This window comes from Teredinibacter franksiae, from assembly GCF_014218805.1.
Lineage (GTDB): Bacteria > Pseudomonadota > Gammaproteobacteria > Pseudomonadales > Cellvibrionaceae > Teredinibacter > Teredinibacter franksiae.
This window is the reverse complement of sequence record NZ_JACJUV010000001.1, coordinates 1,060,129-1,078,994: the sequence shown is the minus strand read 5'-3', so window position 1 is coordinate 1,078,994 and position 18,866 is coordinate 1,060,129. Positions and strand designations below refer to the sequence as shown.

The following is an 18,866-nucleotide window of genomic DNA, read 5'->3' as shown; positions in this document are numbered from 1 at the left end:
TTAGTCTTTTTTAAGCCATTTGTAGAGTTTGGACGCGGGATTAGCCCAGGCTTGCTGGAATTAATAGTGGTGCCCTACCGGCTGTTTTTCGATATTTCCCCGAAAACGGATGGCTTAACCTCTATAGATACGTGGACCCGCTAAATAGTGAGGTTATGTGTTTCCGCTGTGTAGGTAGGGCTTTTAGGGCGGTTGTGGCGTTTTTTACTCATTTAACCCGTTTAACCGCCGTTAAGACAGCGGGTTTTAAGGTGAGTCTATTTGTGTAAACGGCTTCTGATTGATCTTATCGCTTGGGCTGGGCTGCTCACGGCAGTAGAATGTTGGCCAACTAAAGTCGTCCTATTTTATCCTAATAAGAGGTTCAGCCTGTGAGATTTGCTGGTTCCCACGTCCTTTCTGTTGAACAATTCTCCCGCGAAGATATTGAACAAATTTTTAAGGTTGCCGACAGTATGGAACCCTATGCGCTGCGCAAGCGTGTTACGCGTGTTTTGGAGGGTGCGATTCTCGGTAATATGTTTTTTGAGCCCAGCACGCGTACTCGCGTGAGTTTTGGCTGTGCCTTTAACCTGCTGGGCGGTGAAGTGCGTGAGACCACGGGCTTTAAAAGCTCGGCAATCGCCAAGGGTGAATCTTTGTACGATACCGCGAGAGTGCTCTCCGGGTACAGCGACGTTATTTGCATGCGTCATCCGGAAGCCGGTTCTGTAGCCGAGTTCGCTTCCGCTAGTCGTGTTCCGGTGGTTAATGGTGGTGACGGCGCGAATGAGCATCCTAGCCAGGCGTTACTCGACCTGTACACTATTCAGAAAGAGGTGAAGGCTAAGGGCGGTAGCATGGACAGGTTGCGAATCGCCATGATCGGTGATCTAAAGCACGGTCGAACCGTACACTCCCTGAGTCGCTTACTGGCTCTCTATGAGTGCTTGGACGTTGTTTTGGTGTCGCCGGGCGAGTTGGCTATGCCAGAAAGTTATGTTGAAAATTTACGCTCGGCCGGCCATAGGGTCACGGTGTCGTCCGAACTTAACCAGAGTATCAGTCAGGTCGATATCGTTTACTCAACCCGTATTCAGGAAGAGCGTTTCTCATCTAAGGAAGAAGCTGACTTGTATCGAGGACGGTTCCGCTTGAATCAAGCCATTTACACGAAATACTGCCAACCCAATACCGTGATTATGCACCCATTACCACGCGACTCGCGCTCCGATGCGAACGAGCTCGACAACGACCTTAACCAGAACCCCAACTTGGCCATTTTTCGTCAAGCAGACAACGGTGTGCTGGTGAGAATGGCGTTATTCGCGATGATTCTAGACGTGGTAGACCAAGTCGATTCACATTCTCGGGATGTGAACTGGTATCACAGAAGAGCCAATGAGTAGTTAGCGTAAGATCTAGTGCTTTAGTGTTGTTTTCTGGGTTTGGAGAGTGACGAAGCTTATAACTATTTGGTTTTATGGCGTGATTGAATTCTTGATATGGGTAAAGAGCGGGTATTTTAAACTGACTTATAATCAGAACTTCCCGTTTGTTTGTTTATTAGGCATACTTCGGGGTGATAGATCAGCCAAAAGTGTGAACTTGTTGGTAGGGTGATCGAGTTAACAGGATTACACTGTTAATTAGGAAAGGTTGGCAAGTGACTGCTGTAATTATCATGGGCCTGCGCGCGCGTATAGAGTAGGTGTGCGAAAAGGCTGTTAATGGGAGGTCGTGCACAAGGAGGGTGAACTCCGGTAACATATTGTTGCCAAAACGCTATAACAAATAAAAAAACTAAATTAAAGAGGTGGAAGTAATGACAGGCCTTAACGTTTTCCGCGGGCTGGCAGGAGCGGTGCTTGCAGGCTGTATACTTTCAGGGAATGTAGTGGCGCAACCAGAATCCAGTGCAGATGATCTGTGGTTGTTAGCCAAATATGATGGAAACGGCGACAATTTGATCACCGTTGATGAGATTTCAGATAAGCGTAAGCAGATTTATTCGCGTATGGATGACAACTCCGATGGAGGTGTTTCTTTTGAGGAGTATTTTAAGCTGGATGTAGCCAAACGAGAAATGCTACTGAAAGCGCGCTTTAACAAACTCGATCTGGATCAGGACGGCAACCTTTCTGGCGATGAGTATTGCTCTTATTTAGGTAGTTTTGAGCGCTTCGACCATAACGGCGATGGTAATATCAGCACGGACGAAATCACCAGTGCACCGCCAGAGAAAAAGGTGAATTTGTCGAAAGAGCTAAAAAGCCCAGAAGAAAATGTACATTGTCTGTTTTGGGTTTGCATTCGTACAGAGCTAGATTAAGTTCTTTCAGCTAAATTAGCCGCACGTTAAAGTAATAAAAAAGCCGCCTGCTTGAGGCGGCTTTTTTGTGTCTACTGAAAAGGTTATTTGGTGCTTGCGGGCAGTAAGTACTGACGAATTTTTGCCACTAGCAGGTGTCTGTCTAACGGTTTTTGCAAGCAGGCATTGGCTTTTACCTGGCGCCCGAAATGGTGCAGTTCTTCTTCCTCGCACACCGAAATCAGTATTACCGGTATGTCCGCTGTTATGTCGTCATCTTTTAAAAGTTGGCAAATTTCATAACCGTTTACGCCGGGTAAGTACACGTCTAGGAGTATCACGTCTGGCTGTATTTCCCTCGCTAGGCGCAAGCAGTCTTCACCATTTTGTGTGCTTACCAGCGCACAGTGGCCCTTGAGGACTTTGCTGATGACGGCGAGGCTGGTGGCATCATCGTCCACTACCAGTACGCTGGTGTTGGGGGCGTAGTTGTGTAACGTAACGCGATTGCGACCGGCGCGCTTGGATTTGTAGAGGGCTTTGTCAGCCAGCTGGATTTGGTTGCTTAAGCTGGTGCCCGTAGTGAAGGCGGATAATGACACGCCAATACTGACTGTTACCCTGTCGCTGCTTTTGGACGCACGGTGTTTGATATGCAGCGCTTCAATGGTTTTGCGAATGTGCTCGGCTACATGCATGGCCCCTTTTTCTGGGGTGTTGGGGAGTAGTGCAATAAACTCCTCGCCACCGTAGCGAGCAACTATATCGCCAGGACGATTCAGGCAATGCCTTAAAGCGGTGGCAATCAGCCGCAGGCACTCATCGCCCGCTTGATGTCCGTATTCGTCGTTATAGAGCTTAAAGTGGTCGACATCTAGCACCAAAATCGCCACCGGCTCCTGGGTGCGAGTCGCCATTTTCCAGTAGTCTCTGGCGCGGGTATCGAAGGTGCGGCGGTTGTAGAGGTTAGTTAGGCCGTCTTTTTCGCTCAGGCGTTTCAGTTCTTTATTGGCTTCGTGGAGTTGGTCACGCATGGTGACAATGCGTTCCATGGCACCTATTTTGGCGGTAAGGATAACCGAGCTTACGGGCTTGATTAGGTAGTCATCACCACCGGCCTCAATGCCTTTGAGTAGGCTATCCTCATGGCTGTGGGCGGTAACAAAAATAATGGGAATCCAGTGGTCGCCCAGCCACTCGCGAATAAGGCGTGTTGTTTCGAAGCCATCCAGACCGGGCATTTCAACATCCATGATAATCATATCGACGGGGTTGCCGTCCACGACCTGTAAGGCCTCCTCTCCACAGGTGGCGATAATGGGTTCGTGGCCAGCTTTACGTATATAGGTGCTTGTAGCGTGTCGGAGCGTTGGACTGTCTTCTACTACAAGTATTTTCATCTGGGTACCGGCGAATTATTTTTACAAAGCCTGAACAAAGTTTATCACAGCTACCACAAAGCGCTTGCGTCGAACGGTGTGTGGCAATTTACCCATGATCAGCGGCAAGCAAAACGGTATAATTGATGGAATAGATCCAGCCGGATGATTGGATGCACCCGGTAATAATTTAAAAATGAGAGTTCCCTGCATGTCAGATTTTGAAGATATTCGCCCCTATAACGATGATGAAGTTCGACCCACACTGGACAGATTACTGGCGGATGGTGAGTTTCTCGATACCGTGGCAAAACTGAAATTGCCCAGCGGGCTCGGTTTTGCGCGAAAGCTGTTTCGCTCCGTGGTGCGTAAGCGTGTCTCAACTGAACTGGCAAAGGTCAACAGTGTTGCGGACTTTCAAGCGCTGATCGAGACATATCTAGCGAAAACGCTCGAAAAGACAGTCGATCAACTGACCTATTCAGGCCTCGATAAGCTGGATAAGAAAACCCCGTACCTATTTATCAGCAATCACCGTGATATTGCTATGGACCCAGCGTTTGTCAATTGGGGGTTGTATCATAATGGGTTTTCAACGCTGCGGGTTGCCATTGGGGATAACCTCCTCACCAAGCCCTTCGCATCGGACCTAATGCGCTTAAACAAATGCTTTATTGTGCGCCGAGCGTTATCCTCGCGAAAAGAAAAATTTCAGGCGGCGGTAAAGTTGTCTCGCTACATTCACCACTCTGTAGTGAACGATCGTGAAAATGTCTGGATTGCACAGCGAGAAGGGCGGGCCAAAGATGGAATGGACTTTACTAACCCGGCGCTGATCAATATGTTGGCGATGAGTAAAGGTAAGGAAATGTCGTTGGCTGACTATATTCGTGAGGCCAGTATTGTTCCTGTGAGTATTTCGTACGGGCTCGACCCTTGCGATTTGGATAAAGCCCGTGAGCTTCACCAGAAGCAAGTGCATGGCGCCTACACCAAAGATGAACATGAGGATGTACAGAGTATTGCCCGCGGAATTGTTGGCCGCAAGCGTGCGGTACACATTGCATTTGGATCGCCACTCACCGACGAATATGAAGACGCTTTCCAGGTGGCAGAAGAGATCGATCGTCAGGTGCAAGCTAATTACGTATTACACCCTTCCAATTGTATTGCCTACGAGTTACTTGAAAATCGAAAGCCTGATGTGAAAGTGGGTGAAAACCAAGCTGAGTTTCAATCCGGTGAGTGGCAGCAGGAGCGCGACGAGTTTAAAGAGCGTATCGCCACCTGTAACGTCGGCCAGAAAAAAATATTGCTCGAAAGTTATGCTAACCCGGTATACCGACGGCTTGGGGAAAAGTAGTGCTCGACGACCATACTCGGGAAACTATTCAAAACGCTTATAGCCAATTTCTCGCCGCCAAAGAACTTAAGCCTCGTTACGGGCAAAAGTTAATGATTGCGGAGATTGCCCGTACGCTCGGCAATATTGAAATTAACGAACGCCAAGAGCGAAGTTCCAATAACCATGTGTGTGTTGTGGAGGCGGGCACCGGTACGGGTAAAACGGTAGCCTATTTGCTCGCGGCACTGCCACTGGCAAAAATGTGGGATAAAAAATTGGTGCTGGCTACGGCCACGGTTGCCCTGCAGGAGCAGGTGGTTTTAAAAGACCTGCCGGAACTTATCCGCTATAGCAAGCTGGATTTTCAGTTTCGTCTAGCGAAGGGGCGCGGGCGCTATTTGTGTCTCGCCAAGCTCGACCGCATTCTTTCCACAGAGGAAGATGTTCAGTTTATTCCGCTCTACGAAGATGAGCAGAGTGGTGTTTCGCCTGCAGAAAAGAAACTCTACACGTCGATGATGGAACGCCTTTCTCATGGCAAATGGGATGGAGATCGCGATAATTGGGACGATGAAATTGAGCAGGGTAGCTGGCAAAAAGTAACAACGGATCATCGCCAATGCACCGGGCGTAAATGTAGCTTTGTTCGAAATTGTGCGTTCTTTAACGCGCGGGACGAGCTAGATGAGGCCGACTGTATTGTTGCAAACCACGACCTTGTGTTAGCGGATTTGGCCCTAGGGGGAGGGGTCATATTATCGGCGCCGGAAGATACGATTTATATTTTTGATGAAGGTCACCATCTGCCCGATAAGGCGCTCAATCACTTTTCGGCTAATACCCGGTATCGCAGTACTATCCGTTGGTTAGGGCAGGGTGAGGGGCAGTGGCCCAGCATTATTGCACCTTTGCAAGATGCAACCTACTTTACCCAGTTGTCTCAGCCCATGGAGGCAACACTTAAAAAAACACGTACAATTCTCGAAACAAATTTGTATTTAATTCAGGTGCTTACTCAGGAGGTTGACCGCGACCAATATACGCCGCGTTTGAGATTCCCAGAGGGGGTGGTGCCGGCAGAGCTGGAAGAATTAGCGTCGCTGTTACAGGATGCCTTTACCGACTTGGTGCTGCTGTTAGAAAAACTCAACAAAGAAGTTAATGCGCTGGTCGACGAGGATTATCCTACGGTGCCACGGGTAGATATAGAAAATGTACTACCGGTATTAGGCTCCTGGTTGTCGCGAGCAGAAGCTAACCTGGCTTTGTGGAGTAGTTATGCTGATACCTCGGTGAATAAGGCTTTTCCGTATGCGCGTTGGATAACGCTACTTGAGTTTAATGATCTCAGTGATTTTGAAATTGTATCCAGCCCAATATTGGCCTCCCGCGCACTGGAAAAAGATCTTTGGTCGCGCTGCTTTGGTGCGGTGGTGACATCGGCAACGCTTACAGCACTTAATTCGTTTGATCGTTTTAAAATTCGAGCCGGCACCAAAGATGAATATATTTATAGCGTTGTGCCCAGCCCTTTTGATTACACGAAAAATGCACAGCTTTTAATTCCGGAAGGCGCTTTGGAGGCCAATAATGCTCTGGCCCATACTGACAGTGTGATTGAGTTACTACCTAAGATTATCGACGAGCATTCAGGCACACTTGTTTTATTTTCGTCTCGCAAGCAGATGCTGGATGTTTATGAAGATCTTTCACGAGATATTCGTAAGCTGGTGTTAATGCAAGGCGTAGAAAGTAAGCAGGCGTTGGTACGCAAACATAAACACCGCATTGATGCTGGCGAGGGGAGCGTACTTTTTGGGTTGGCGAGTTTTGCTGAGGGAATAGATCTACCTGGAAATTATTGTACCCATGTCATTATTGCTAAAATACCTTTTGCTGTTCCAGACGACCCAATAGAAGCGGCATTAGCCGAATGGATAGAAAACAGTGGTGGTAATGCCTTTATGCAGATTACCGTTCCTGATGCGGCTGTACGTTTAGTGCAGGCTTGCGGTCGACTGCTTCGAACCGAAACCGATATAGGGAAAATATCAATTCTCGATAAGCGCCTGCTCACCAAGCGTTATGGTCGCGCGCTTTTGGATTCATTACCCCCGTTTGGTGGCGGCATACGCTAAAGGGGCACCTCCAATTACAGAGTTTAATAGCCGTATTTAATAATAGAGGTGCCCAATAATGACCAATATTTTTCGGCCGCATTTGTATCGCAATTACCAGTGGGGTTTTGTATGAGCCTGATGCGTTTACTCCTGCAAATTGAGCAAGAACTCAAAGTCATGGGAGCCTGGTCGGTAGAGGCTCCCAGTTCCTGTGCGTTGGCGAGTACAGAGCCCTTTTGCATTGATACTCTGGAATTTCCGCAGTGGATACAGTTTATATTTTTACCAAAGATGTCTGAATTGGTCAGACAAAACTTACCCCTTCCAGAAAGCAGTTTAATCGCACCCATGGTGGAAGAAGCTTTTCGCCAGGAGCTGAGTCGAGCCAAACACCTTGTAGAGCTGTTTGAAAGCCTCGATAAATTACTCTCCGCGTAGCCTGCCTCCTCTTTTTCGTCGAAAAAGCATACATTTAATTACGTTTTTTACATTCTTGTACGTTTGAATTAAGCGGCTACGGGGATCTATTATCGGTTGTAGCAGCTTTCATGCGTTGCGTTTTGAAAAAATACGCAATAACTGCATTCTTCTAATAGTAATTATCAAAGACGCAGGAGGCGGGCAAATTGGGGGATGTTGCTACCTACAAAATTGTAAATTCAGGCGAATTTCTGGCAGGCGTTGACCCGGCTCAGGTTAAACGAACCTTTGCCGCATTATTTAATCTGCCTGTAGAAAAAGCTCAGGCCGCACTTGAAAGACGGTGTGTACTTAAAAAGGGCTTAGTAAAAGACAAAGTCGATATTTATAAGAAACGACTTGAGGTGATCGGCCTCAATATCCGCATCGAGCCAGAAATTACCGGCCAAACGCTTCAACCGCTTGATGTAGAGGCGATACCGAGTTCAGTAGCAGAACCGGATACAAATTTAGTCGCCTGCCCTAAATGTATGTTAGAGCAGCCACTTGCAGAGCTGTGTTGTGGTTGTGGTATCTATATGCACAAACTGAATGCAGCGCATAACGCTGTGCAAAGTGAGTCACGTTTTGACACGAAAAGTGAAAAGAAACAGCATTCAACAGTGTCGAAAAAATTGACTGACGAGCAGGCTGGAGCTGCGGTCTACTTTCCAGCCCTTATTGCAGCCCTTATTGCAGCCCTTTTGGGGGCTTGCTTGTGGATTTTTATTTCGCTGGCACTCAACTTCGAACTCGGCGTAATTGCCTGGGTAATCGGTGGCTTGATTGGTTTTGCTGCGGCAAAATCGGGCGGCAGAGGAGAGATGTCGGGTATCGTCTGTGGCTTATTTGCGATAGTGGCAATTGCCGGTGGAAAGTATTGCGCAACCTACTATGCACATAAAGAATTTGTGTCGACCGTTGCTGCTGCCTACGCAGAGGCCGACCTGAAGCCGCTGTACGAAGCCGAACAGCACAATGCAAAGCGTTACCTTGCAACAGTAGTCGATGAGCCATCGCTTAAACAGTTTATGGTTTTTTACGGCTATGGGCTTGCGGTGAATATCAGTGATTTAACGCAAGAGGATATTACCTACTTCAAAACTTACACGGCACCGCTGCTTAAGCAATTGGCGGTTGGGGGGTTGTCGATGTTTGAGTGGGCGAAGGCATCACTAAGCGCCAATGTAGAGCAGGTGTCTACCCTTGAGATGTTAATAGCCGATTTAGGCCTTATCGATTGGGTATGGCTCTTTTTGGGTGTCGGTACAGCTTACCGACTGGGGCGAGGCGACAGCTGATTTCGCTGGGGCAGATTCATGCTGCCTCACGGTTCTTTACACATGTAACTGATTACATTTAGTCATACAATTAAATAGGTGTTTAATTCCTTCTCTCCTGCTGCTGCCAAGCTAAGCTTAGGTTGCCAAATCCCTACTTTCTTTTGGTTTACTTTTGGTAATGCCTCTGTGTATTATTGGTCAAGCCATTGGTATGACCAAAGGCAGCCGCTCGTGGGGAAAATTGATGACCGATATTCAGGAAACAAAGCAAGTGAAAGACCTAGTGACTCTGGGTGAGTTTGTTATACAAAAGCAGCATGAGTATCCGGGGGCAACCGGCGATCTCACGCAAATTTTTGGCGCCATAAAATTAGCGGCCAAGCTTGTACACAGAGAAATTAACAAGGCCGGAATTGCCGATATTACCGGTTATGCTGGTCAGGAAAATGTTCAAGGCGAGCAGCAACAAAAGCTGGATGTTTATGCGAACGAAAAATTTAAAGCAGCGCTTGCCGCGCGCGGTTTGGTTTGCGGTTTAGCCTCTGAAGAAGAAGAGTCTTTTGTTGAGTTTAACCAACCTCAAAACGTAGGCAGTAAATACGTGGTGTTAATCGACCCGGTAGACGGTTCTTCTAACATAGATGTGAACGTTGCCGTAGGCACTATATTTTCTATTTATCGTCGCGTTTCTCCCGAGGATGGACCGGTACAGCTGGAAGACTTCTTGCAAAAAGGTACCGAGCAGGTAGCGGCGGGGTATGTTATTTTCGGCTCATCTACCATGCTTGTATACACCACGGGTAATGGTGTTAATGGGTTTACGTTTGACCCCTCCATTGGTGTTTATTATTTGTCCCATGAAAATATGCGTATTCCTGAGCGTGGGCAAATTTATTCAGTTAATGAAGGAAACTACGTACATTTCCCTATGGGCGTAAAACAGTACATTAAATACTGTCAGGAGCGGGATGAAGCATCGTCGCGGCCCTATGCTTCGCGATATATTGGTTCGCTTGTTGCCGACTTCCACCGTAATTTATTGAAGGGCGGCATTTTCTTCTACCCATCTTATGCGGGCCACCCTAAGGGAAAGCTACGTTTACTCTACGAGTGTAACCCTATTGCGTTTATTATGGAGCAGGCCGGTGGTATTGCTTCCGATGGCCATCGCAGAGTTCTCGAGCTAGAGCCCACTGAGCTTCATCAGCGCACGCCACTGTTTGTCGGTTCACCCAATATGGTGAAAAAAGCCGAAGACTTTATGCGCGCGTTTGCTTAATCCAATAAAGAGCTGCCCTCGATATTGGAGGGAGAACGGCGGAAACCGTTAGCTCAAGGTTGAGTTGACGTATTTACATGGAGGTAAACTATTTCTTGGTATCCCCACAGAATTTTTGAGTCGAATAATTAATCGAGGTACCCTTCAGTTGAAGAAGGTTAAAGTTATGCTTCGAGCTTTTGGATGGCTGTTTCTGTGCTTGTCTGTGGGGGTGTCGGCTAATCCCCCTTCTACCTGTACCTACTCCACTTACAAGTGGAGCGTCGTTCAAAAAAAAGCTGTAGATTTTCGAACAGTATCCCACCCTTATGCCGCTTTGGCCTCATACGAAATAGATAAAGAAACAGGCTGCACCGTTTGTCGAGAAGACCAGCGGGCTATTAAAGTTGGTGACTTACCCGAAGTTTTGGTGTGTAAAAAGTTGGCGGGCACGCTTGAGACCCAGCTTAACGCGTTGGTGGTACGGGAGGAGCCTATTTTAAAACTGGTGGGCTATCGTGTGGGAATGACCCGAGGTGACGTTGACACTGAAGGCAATCGCACGCGCTTCAGTAATCATTCTTTTGGAATTGCCATCGATATTAATGACGAGCAAAACGGTCTATACGGTAATTGTATCGAGTTTGGACCGAAATGTCGTTTGCGAAAAGGTGGGGAGTGGGACCCTAATATTTATGGCAGCTTGACCGTGGAAAGTGAAATTGTAGCGGCGATGAAATCACTTGGTTTAAAGTGGGGGGGCGAGATAGCCGGAAAGCAAAAAGACTTTATGCATTTCTCGCCTAGTGGATATTGAGCGCAGTTACATGCGCTCCATTGTTTCAATACCCAATAGTTCCAGCCCTTGGCTGAGCGTGTCGGCAACCGTTTTACTTAAATATAGGCGGCTGTTGCGCACATCTTCGCTAATACCTTCTTTTAATATTGGGCAGGCTTCGTAAAACGTCATAAATAAACTGGCTAGATCGTAGAGGTAGGTGCAGAGTACGTGTGGCATGGCTTCGGCGCTGACTTGCTCTAGGGCTTCGTTGAATTGTAATGCTCTTAATGCCAGTGCTTGTTCCTGTGGCTCATTTAATTCGAGTGCGGCATCGAAACGCTCAATTTCTAAGCCTGCCTTGCGGAAAATACTGAATATACGCGTGTAGGCGTATTGCAGGTAAGGGCCTGTATTGCCTTCAAAGCTAAGCATTGCATCCCAGTTAAAAATGTAATCGTTAGTACGTGTTTTAGATAGGTCGGCATACTTCACCGCGCCAATCCCCACTTTTCTGGCGACTATTAGCGCTTCTTCGTCTGGCAAATCGGCATTTTTCTCTTTCACCACCGCAAGTGCGCGTTCGTTGGCTTCTTCAAGTAAGTCTGCGAGTTTTACCGTAGTGCCCGAACGGGTTTTGAAGGGTTTGCCGTCGGGGCCCATCATTGTACCAAAGGGGTGGTGTTCCAGGCTCACCCAATCACTGACGAAACCAGCCTTACGCGCAACGGTGAAGACCTGTTGCATGTGAAGTGATTGGCGGGCGTCAATAAAATAAAGAATGCGGTTAGCTTCAAGTTTTTCTGTGCGATAACGCAGTGCGGCTAGGTCGGTAGTTGCATAGAGGTAGCCACCATCTTTCTTTTGCACGATAACAGGGCTTGGGTTGCCTTTTTTGTCGGCCAGCTCCTGTAGAAATACCACTTGGGCGCCGTCGTCTTCAATCGCTAGTTCTTTTTCTTTTAATGACTGCACTGTGGGCGCTAGGTCGTCGTTATAGGCGCTTTCCCCATACACATCTTCAGTGCTGAGAGTGACGTTTAATTTACGGTAAATATCCTCGCTGTGGCTCAGTGATACTTCACGAAACTTTTCCCAAAGCGCAAGGATTTTTTTATTGCCAGACTGCAGCTCCACAACGTAGTTACGCGCTTTATCGGCGAATGCGGGGTCTTCATCAAAATGGGCTTTGGCTTGCTGATAAAAACCTTCGAGATCTTTCAGTGCTAGTTCAGCCTGCGCGCCTGCGCCTAAATGTTGCTCTAGCTCTGCGATCAACATACCAAACTGTGTGCCCCAGTCGCCAACATGGTTTTGGCGAATAACCTTGTCACCCCTGAACGCCAAAATACGGGCTATGGCATCACCAATAATGGTAGAGCGCAAATGACCCACATGCATTTCTTTCGCGAGGTTGGGCGATGAGTAATCGATAATAACGATTTGCTCTTCGTCCTCGGTATTTAGGTAGTTTTCTTTACTGCTCAGTTGTTGAGCCAGCCATTCAGGCGCAAGGTGAATATTGATAAAGCCGGGCCCGGCAATTTCCACTTTTTGGGCAACACCGCTCAAATCCAGGTTGTTGACAATGGATTGTGCCAGCTCGCGAGGGTTGGTTTTCATGGCTTTGGCGGCTGCCATAGCACCGTTGGCCTGATAGTCGCCAAATCCGGCTTTTTTGGCAATGGCCAGAGCAGGACTATAGTCATTGGGTATACCAGCGTCAGACATGGCATTACGTACGCGATTTGCGAGGAAACTTCTAATATTCATTGCGATGAAATCTTGGGGCTTTTGAGAAGTCGCGATTGTAACGGCATATTCGTCAGAAGCAAGGGTGTACCCGATACCGCAGGGATTTGCCAATAAAATTGGCATATGAAGCCATGGCGAAATGCCGCGAGAGCGCTGACAATGGCAATATTGCTAACCGCTGTGGAGATCATGCGATGACCGATGAGGTGCAAATAACGCAAACAGGAGGTGTTGTTGAAATAATGTTCAATCGCATCAGCAAGAAAAATGCGCTCAATCTAGCCATGTATGAGGCAATGGCTGGTGAGCTTAATGCTGCCGCCGAAAACCCCGAAGTGCGGGCGGTATTGTTTTGGGGGGCTGGAAAATACTTCTCTAGTGGTAATGACCTAAAAGATTTTACGGCTGTTCTCGCGGCCCCCAAGGCGCTAATAGAGGGCGACAATGCAATTGTTCGATTTTTAACCGCTTTAGAGCGGTTTCCGAAACCGGCCGTAGCCGCAGTGGAAGGGTCTGCGGTAGGTGTTGGCACAACGTTGTTGCTGCATTGCGACCTTGTGTACAGCGCTAAAGATGCCGAGTTTTCACTGCCGTTTGCGAACCTGGGGTTACGCCCAGAAAACGCGAGTTCTTATTTGCTTCCCAAACTGGTAGGGCATCCGCGCGCTGCCGAGTGGCTGTTATTGGGTGAAGCGTTTGATGCCAGCGACGCGGAGGCGGCAGGGTTGGTTAATCGGTTGGTGGACGACCCGGTTGCCTATGCTCGCGAGCAATGTGAAAAGTTGTGCAGGCAGCCACCAAAAGCGATGATCGAAACAAAAGCCTTATTGAAAGCTGCGGATCGTAAACAGGTGGCAACAAGCTTTGGGGAAGAAATGTTGAGTTTTACCGATGCGTTAAACAGTGCGGAGTTCGCCGAGGCTGTTGCCGCTTTCTTTGAAAAAAGGCCCGCAGATTTTTCCAAACTGTAATGGCTGGTTTCTCCAAACTATAATGAATGAACACTCAAGCACGGGTATAAAAATGACATTTGATTTCAGTGGTCGTACGGTAGTGGTAGTGGGAGGCACAAGCGGTATTAACCGGGGCATAGCCGAAAGTTTTGCCCGCGCTGGTGCGCGTGTGGCTGTAGCCAGTAGAAGTGAGCAGAAGGTTGAAGATACCGTGTCGGCCTTGGCTATTCTGGGGGCTGAAGCAATGGGCTTTGCTGCCGATGTGCGCGACCAAGATGCCATACGCAAGGGTTTTAGTGATGTTGAACAGGCTTTTGGCCAGTTTGATGTACTGGTAAGCGGGGCAGCGGGTAATTTCCCCGCTTTGGCCAATGGCATGTCGGCCAACGCTTTTAAGTCCGTTGTGGATATCGACTTACTCGGTACCTTTCATGTTATGCAGGCCGCGTATTGTCACCTGAAAAAGCCGGGTGCAAGTGTGGTGAATATATCGGCGCCACAGGCATTTTTGCCGATGATCGCCCAGTCCCATGTGTGTGCGGCCAAAGCTGGGGTCGATATGATTACGCGCACGCTTGCTATGGAGTGGGGGCCCAAGGGTGTGCGGGTTAACAGTGTTGTGCCCGGGCCAATAGAGGGAACAGAGGGTATGAGCCGCTTAGCGCCCACACCGGCGTTAATGGCTCAAGTGAAGGCCGGTGTGCCACTGCGCCGTTTGGGTACACCTGAGGATGTTGGCAACTTGTGTATGTTTCTCGCTTCAGATTTTGCCAGCTATATGAATGGTACGGTAATACCGGTGGATGGTGGCTGGTCATTGGGCGGTATTTCGTCTTACGCGGCAACGCTTGGTGATTTTATGATGAAGACCTCCACGGAGGGTGAATAGTCTTCAGGCTGGCGGTATTCATTACTTTTAACGTTTGTGTGGCTGCCAGGCCACGCCATTCGTGGCTTTTACGGCGGCCTAGTAAGTGGCGTTAAGGGGTGTCGCTAGGCACTAGCATGGCTTTAACGTGTGCTTTGCGCATGAATTGCGGGTAAAACCAAAGGCTAAAAGCACTTAATAGGGGTGCCCTTTTAATAAGTGCTTGCTATGATCGCGCCTTGCCCATGGGGGCGCGATAAAAATAAGAGGGCATCATGACAGCAAAAGTCAAAGAGCTGATTCTTAAGTTCAGCTGTGACGACCAACCGGGAATTGTAGCCTCGGTCGCCAGTTTATTCTCACTTCAGGGGTTTAATATTCGGGAGTCATCTCAGTTTGAGGATGTCACCACTCGCCGCTTTTTTATGCGTACGCTTTTGGAGTCTGTTGAAGGCCCAAAAAGCCTTGCAGATGTTACCACCGCTTTCCAGTCGGTTGCCGCCCGTTACAAAATGGACTGGTCGCTCACCGATGGTAGCAAAAAAGCCAAGGTGATGATTGCCGTGTCCCAGTGGGGGCATTGTCTAAATGAGCTGCTCAATGCGTGGAAGCGCGGTACTTTACCGGTGGATATTGTAGGTGTGGTCTCTAACCACGAAACTATGCGTAAGCTTACCGAGTGGTACGAAGTCCCGTACCATTATTTACCTGTCACCAAAGAAACCAAAGCCGAGCAAGAACAGCAAATGCTCGACTTGATGCAGCAAACCGATACCGAGCTATTGGTGCTTGCGCGCTACATGCAAATTCTTTCCGACAACCTGTGTAAACAGTTGGAAGGCCGGGCTATTAATATTCACCATTCTTTTCTACCTGGTTTTAAAGGCGCTAAGCCATACCATCAGGCCTACGATCGCGGGGTGAAGCTGATAGGGGCTACCGCACACTATGTAACGGCCGAGTTGGATGAAGGGCCGATTATTGAGCAGGAAGTTGAGCGCGTAACGCATGCCAACTCACCAGAAGAGTTGGTAGAAATTGGCCGCAATACCGAAGCCGTAGTGTTGCAGCGTGCTGTTCGTTGGCATGCAGAGCACAGGGTGTTGCTGAACGGACAAAAAACGGTTGTGTTTACCCGTTAGTTATCCGTACCCGTTTTTGCTCCTGCGTGCCTACGTGGGAGCACCCGTACAGTTTTATTCTGTGTCATCGTTTTTGTGCAAAATCTCCAGCATCGCCTGTAGCGGGTGCCTAACAATTTTTCCGCCTTCACGTTTCACCTGACTTCTACAGGAATACCCTGTGGCGAGCAAAAATTCGGTATCGGTAGCGTCTACGGGTTTTTTCCAGCTTAAATCATAAATCTTTGTAGATGTTTCACTGTTGCGGGCTTCATGGCCGTAGGTACCGGACATACCGCAGCAGCCAAGCGACAGTATTTCTACCTTTTGGCCAAGGGCTTCGAAAATAGCTTTCCACTGGTCGCGTTCACGTGTTGCGTGAGATTGCTCAATGCAATGCGGCAATAGAGTGTAGGTACTATGTTTCACGGGTACCTGTGCCTGTAGTACGTGCAGTTGCTCGCTCAGCCATTCTTGTAGCAACAGTACATGGGGTGCTGTGCTGCCTTCGGGTTCGTCCTGTAAAAACTTTTTGTATTCGGCGCGGTAGGTATAGGTCATGGAGGGGTCAATACCTACCAGTTGAACACCAGCGTTACTGAACTTGTTCAGCATGGCAGAATTGCGGCGCGCAACCTTGGTAAACCAGTTTAAAAAACCGTGTATGTGCAGCGGTTTACCGTTGGCTTTAAACGGCGCCAGTAAAGGTGTGTAGCCCAGTTGGGTTAAGAGTGTACAAATATCAATAATCAGTGGCGTTTCAAAATAGCGGGTAAAGGCATCTTGAGCAATAACAACCGTTTTTGCTTTTTCTTCGTCGCTCATGCGTTGAATAGCACGCAAATTCGCCATTTTTATACCGTGCTTTTTCGGGTTTACACGGCTTAACAGTGGGCCGTCAATAAAACCTACCCAATGCTTGAGCAACGCTTTTACGGGTGTCAGTGACATTACGCCGTTATACATTGCTGGGAATATGGCACACAGAGGTAACAAAAATTCTAAGGTGCCGACCAAATAATCTTTTAAGGGGCGCAAGTAGCGGGTGTGGTAAAGCGCAATAAAGCGGCTGCGAAATTCCGGTACATCAACTTTGATAGGGCACTGGCTGGCGCAGGCCTTACACGAAAGGCAGCCCGACATTGCGTCGTAAACATCGTGGGAAAAATCGTTGGAAGATTTCCTGCCGATCTGGTTGAACAGTTTCTTCGGAAACGCTACCAGCGAGCGCAGGCCGTGCGCTTTACGTAATTCGGCTTGCGGGTGAATGCGGTTGTCTGAAAGTAGTTTTAGCCAGGTTCGAACCAAAGACGCTCGCCCTTTTGGCGAGTGAATACGATCGCGTGTACTTTTCCACGAAGGGCACATGGCGTCTGTTGGGTTCCAGTTGTAGCAGGCACCGTTGCCGTTGCAGTAAACCGCCTCGGCAAAGCTTTGCCAAGCGTCGGGCGAAATTTCTCTGTCGTATTGACCGCGCGTAGGTACTTCATTAATTTTAAGTAATTCTAGTTCTTCTGTTGGTGTTGCAATTTTACCGGGGTTTAATTGGTTGTTTGGGTCGAAGGCCGCTTTAACGCGCTGCAGTTGGGGGTAGAGTTCGCCGAAAAACTTCGGTGAATAATCTGAACGTACCCCCTTTCCATGTTCTCCCCAAAGTAAGCCTCCATATTGCAGGCAGAGGTCGGCCACCCGATCAGAAATTTCCCAGGCTATTTGTTCCTGCTCGGGGTCTTTCATGTCCAGTGCTGGGCGTACATGTAAAACGCCTGCATCCACATGACCGAACATACCGTAATCGAGCTGGTATCCGTCAAGAATTTCACGAAATTCCAAAATAAAATCGGCAAGGTTTTCGGGTGGAACGGCGGTGTCTTCCACAAAGGGAACCGGGCGAGCTTCGCCCGCAGCATTACCCAGTAGGCCAACCGCTCTTTTGCGCATGGCCCATATACGTTTTACGGCATCGTTGCCCATGGCAATGGAATAACCCAGGCGGCCGCTTGGCGTATATTCGCTGGCTTCAAAATCAGTGTTATTACTGCTGTGGGCAATTTTTTGCTTAAGAATTGCTGTGAGTTGGTCGATACCGTCCTGCAACTGTTGTTCGCTGTTACCGGTGAACTCCACAAGGTTAATGCCCTGCAGAGGGCTGTCGTCGTTGCTCAGGCGAATATTTTTGGCCGCATCGAAAAACTCTTCTACCTGATCCCATATAAAGTCGTTCATGGCCAGTGTAAGCACTTTTGAATCTATGGTTTCGATAGAGGTAGGGTTTGCCCGCATTAATTCGGTGGCATCGCGTAGCGAATTATTGAAATCTGAATATTTTACCACCACCAATGCGGAGTAATGTGGAATAGGCAGTAGGTTGAGCTTGGCTTGGGCAACAAAACCCAGTGTACCTTCACTGCCACACAAAATGTTATTCAGGTTTAGCCGATTTTCGTCGTCTCGAATATGCGCTAGGTCGTACCCCGTAAGGCAGCGGTTGAGCGGCGGAAAAACTTCGTCGATTAACGCTTGGTGCTCCTGTTGAATTTCCACCGCCAGATTATGAATTTGCGCGCAGCGATCATCGCCCTGGCAAATGGCATTTTCTTCCTCGGCGTCCAGCGCCCGAGTTTCCATTACCGAGCCGTCCAGCAGTACGGTAGTCAGTTCTAAAACGTGGTCGCGGGTTTTGCCGTATACACAGGAACCCTGTCCGGAAGCATCGGTATTAATCATGCCGCCAATAGTCGCCCGGTTGCTGGTGGAGAGGTCCGGGGCGAAAAATAACCCATAAGGTTTAAGCGCTGCGTTGAGCTGGTCTTTGACCACGCCGGATTCAACCCTCGCCCAGCATTCGTCGGTGTTGATTTCCAATACGTGATTCATGTGCCGGGAGGTATCTACCACAATGCCATCGGTGAGAGATTGAGCGTTAGTGCCTGTGCCACCGCCTCGGGGGGTGAGCACAATGCTCTGAAAGTTTACCTTTGCGGCTAATTGGGAGAGTGTTATCAGGTCGTTAATATCCTTTGGAAAGACTACACCTTGGGGGAGTACCTGATAGATTGAGTTGTCCGTGGCTAAAACCAAGCGGTTGCTGATATCGGCGTCGATTTCACCATGAAAACCCTGTTGCCCCAGCTGTTGAAAGAAGTCGAGGTAAAGGCTTTGCTGCTCGTGAAAAGGCGTGAGCTTCGGGATCATAACAACGGGTTCCAATAATGAGCTGTAGTCAGTGTGCTGGGCTATAGTTTAGTAGCTAAAGT

The 18,866-nt window shown here is 48.5% G+C and carries 14 protein-coding genes; 11 read left to right on the top strand and 3 right to left on the bottom strand.

The features are described 5' to 3' along the window. Positions 1-371 precede the first annotated feature (371 nt). Both H5336_RS04320 and H5336_RS04315 read left to right on the top strand, forming a co-directional pair. Positions 372-1,388 (top strand): aspartate carbamoyltransferase, encoded by a 1,017-nt coding sequence (locus H5336_RS04320; RefSeq protein WP_185231743.1) that lies wholly within the window; start codon positions 372-374, stop codon positions 1,386-1,388. A gap of 416 nt (positions 1,389-1,804) precedes the next feature. Next, on the top strand, positions 1,805-2,311 hold the full coding sequence (locus H5336_RS04315; RefSeq protein WP_221627979.1) for an EF-hand domain-containing protein: 507 nt from the start codon (positions 1,805-1,807) through the stop codon (positions 2,309-2,311). An 83-nt stretch (positions 2,312-2,394) separates the two neighbouring features. Here the strand turns inward: H5336_RS04315 and H5336_RS04310 are convergent, their stop codons facing one another. Then, positions 2,395-3,690: a diguanylate cyclase gene (locus H5336_RS04310; RefSeq protein ID WP_185231741.1), complete on the bottom strand. Its 1,296-nt coding sequence runs from the start codon at positions 3,688-3,690 to the stop codon at positions 2,395-2,397. Positions 3,691-3,880: 190 nt separating this feature from the next. On the opposite strand from H5336_RS04310, the gene H5336_RS04305 reads away from it, so the two are divergent. The 6 genes from H5336_RS04305 (at position 3,881) to H5336_RS04280 (ending at position 10,951) form a co-directional block, all read left to right on the top strand. Further along, a complete protein-coding gene (locus H5336_RS04305; RefSeq protein ID WP_185231739.1) occupies positions 3,881-5,032 on the top strand; it encodes a 1-acyl-sn-glycerol-3-phosphate acyltransferase in 1,152 nt (383 codons plus the stop codon). After that, entirely contained in the window at positions 5,032-7,152 is a 2,121-nt protein-coding gene (dinG, locus tag H5336_RS04300; protein ID WP_185231737.1) for an ATP-dependent DNA helicase DinG, read from the top strand. Before H5336_RS04305 ends, dinG begins: the two co-directional genes overlap by 1 nt. Before the next feature lie 111 nt (positions 7,153-7,263). After that, entirely contained in the window at positions 7,264-7,572 is a 309-nt protein-coding gene (locus H5336_RS04295) for a YqcC family protein (protein WP_185231735.1), read from the top strand. Positions 7,573-7,760: 188 nt separating this feature from the next. Continuing rightward, positions 7,761-8,894: a hypothetical protein gene (locus H5336_RS04290; protein WP_185231733.1), complete on the top strand. Its 1,134-nt coding sequence runs from the start codon at positions 7,761-7,763 to the stop codon at positions 8,892-8,894. A gap of 226 nt (positions 8,895-9,120) precedes the next feature. Further along, a complete protein-coding gene (fbp, locus tag H5336_RS04285; RefSeq protein ID WP_221628126.1) occupies positions 9,121-10,155 on the top strand; it encodes a class 1 fructose-bisphosphatase in 1,035 nt (344 codons plus the stop codon). A gap of 166 nt (positions 10,156-10,321) precedes the next feature. Beyond that, positions 10,322-10,951, top strand: coding sequence for a M15 family metallopeptidase (locus H5336_RS04280; protein WP_185231730.1), 630 nt, complete (start codon positions 10,322-10,324; stop codon positions 10,949-10,951). Positions 10,952-10,957: 6 nt separating this feature from the next. Here the strand turns inward: H5336_RS04280 and argS are convergent, their stop codons facing one another. After that, on the bottom strand, positions 10,958-12,685 hold the full coding sequence (argS, locus tag H5336_RS04275; RefSeq protein WP_185231728.1) for an arginine--tRNA ligase: 1,728 nt from the start codon (positions 12,683-12,685) through the stop codon (positions 10,958-10,960). 113 nt (positions 12,686-12,798) lie between these two features. Between argS and H5336_RS04270 the strand changes: the two genes are divergently transcribed. The 3 genes from H5336_RS04270 to purU all read left to right on the top strand — a co-directional run bounded on the left by H5336_RS04270 (position 12,799) and on the right by purU (position 15,630). Further along, positions 12,799-13,638 carry an enoyl-CoA hydratase gene (locus H5336_RS04270; protein ID WP_246439024.1) on the top strand — a complete coding sequence of 280 codons (840 nt, stop codon included), beginning with the start codon at positions 12,799-12,801 and terminating at the stop codon, positions 13,636-13,638. A 52-nt stretch (positions 13,639-13,690) separates the two neighbouring features. Further along, a complete protein-coding gene (locus H5336_RS04265) occupies positions 13,691-14,509 on the top strand; it encodes an SDR family oxidoreductase (RefSeq protein ID WP_185231726.1) in 819 nt (272 codons plus the stop codon). A 254-nt stretch (positions 14,510-14,763) separates the two neighbouring features. Further along, the gene (gene purU, locus H5336_RS04260; protein WP_185231724.1) at positions 14,764-15,630 is read left to right on the top strand and encodes a formyltetrahydrofolate deformylase; all 867 of its coding nucleotides are present in this window, start codon (positions 14,764-14,766) and stop codon (positions 15,628-15,630) included. 54 nt (positions 15,631-15,684) lie between these two features. On the opposite strand, the gene ydiJ is transcribed toward purU, so the two are convergent. Then, positions 15,685-18,804 carry a D-2-hydroxyglutarate dehydrogenase YdiJ gene (gene ydiJ / locus H5336_RS04255; protein WP_185231722.1) on the bottom strand — a complete coding sequence of 1,040 codons (3,120 nt, stop codon included), beginning with the start codon at positions 18,802-18,804 and terminating at the stop codon, positions 15,685-15,687. Positions 18,805-18,866: the final 62 nt, after the last annotated feature.

Coding starts and splice junctions, on each gene's coding strand:
- H5336_RS04295 (WP_185231735.1), top strand. CDS start 7,264: ATGAGCCTGATGCGTTTACTCCTGCAAATTGAGCAAGAACTCAAAGTC.
- H5336_RS04310 (WP_185231741.1), bottom strand. CDS start 3,690: ATGAAAATACTTGTAGTAGAAGACAGTCCAACGCTCCGACACGCTACA.
- ydiJ (WP_185231722.1), bottom strand. CDS start 18,804: ATGATCCCGAAGCTCACGCCTTTTCACGAGCAGCAAAGCCTTTACCTC.
- H5336_RS04305 (WP_185231739.1), top strand. CDS start 3,881: ATGTCAGATTTTGAAGATATTCGCCCCTATAACGATGATGAAGTTCGA.
- argS (WP_185231728.1), bottom strand. CDS start 12,685: ATGAATATTAGAAGTTTCCTCGCAAATCGCGTACGTAATGCCATGTCT.
- H5336_RS04265 (WP_185231726.1), top strand. CDS start 13,691: ATGACATTTGATTTCAGTGGTCGTACGGTAGTGGTAGTGGGAGGCACA.
- purU (WP_185231724.1), top strand. CDS start 14,764: ATGACAGCAAAAGTCAAAGAGCTGATTCTTAAGTTCAGCTGTGACGAC.
- H5336_RS04315 (WP_221627979.1), top strand. CDS start 1,805: ATGACAGGCCTTAACGTTTTCCGCGGGCTGGCAGGAGCGGTGCTTGCA.
- H5336_RS04280 (WP_185231730.1), top strand. CDS start 10,322: ATGCTTCGAGCTTTTGGATGGCTGTTTCTGTGCTTGTCTGTGGGGGTG.
- H5336_RS04270 (WP_246439024.1), top strand. CDS start 12,799: ATGGCGAAATGCCGCGAGAGCGCTGACAATGGCAATATTGCTAACCGC.
- fbp (WP_221628126.1), top strand. CDS start 9,121: ATGACCGATATTCAGGAAACAAAGCAAGTGAAAGACCTAGTGACTCTG.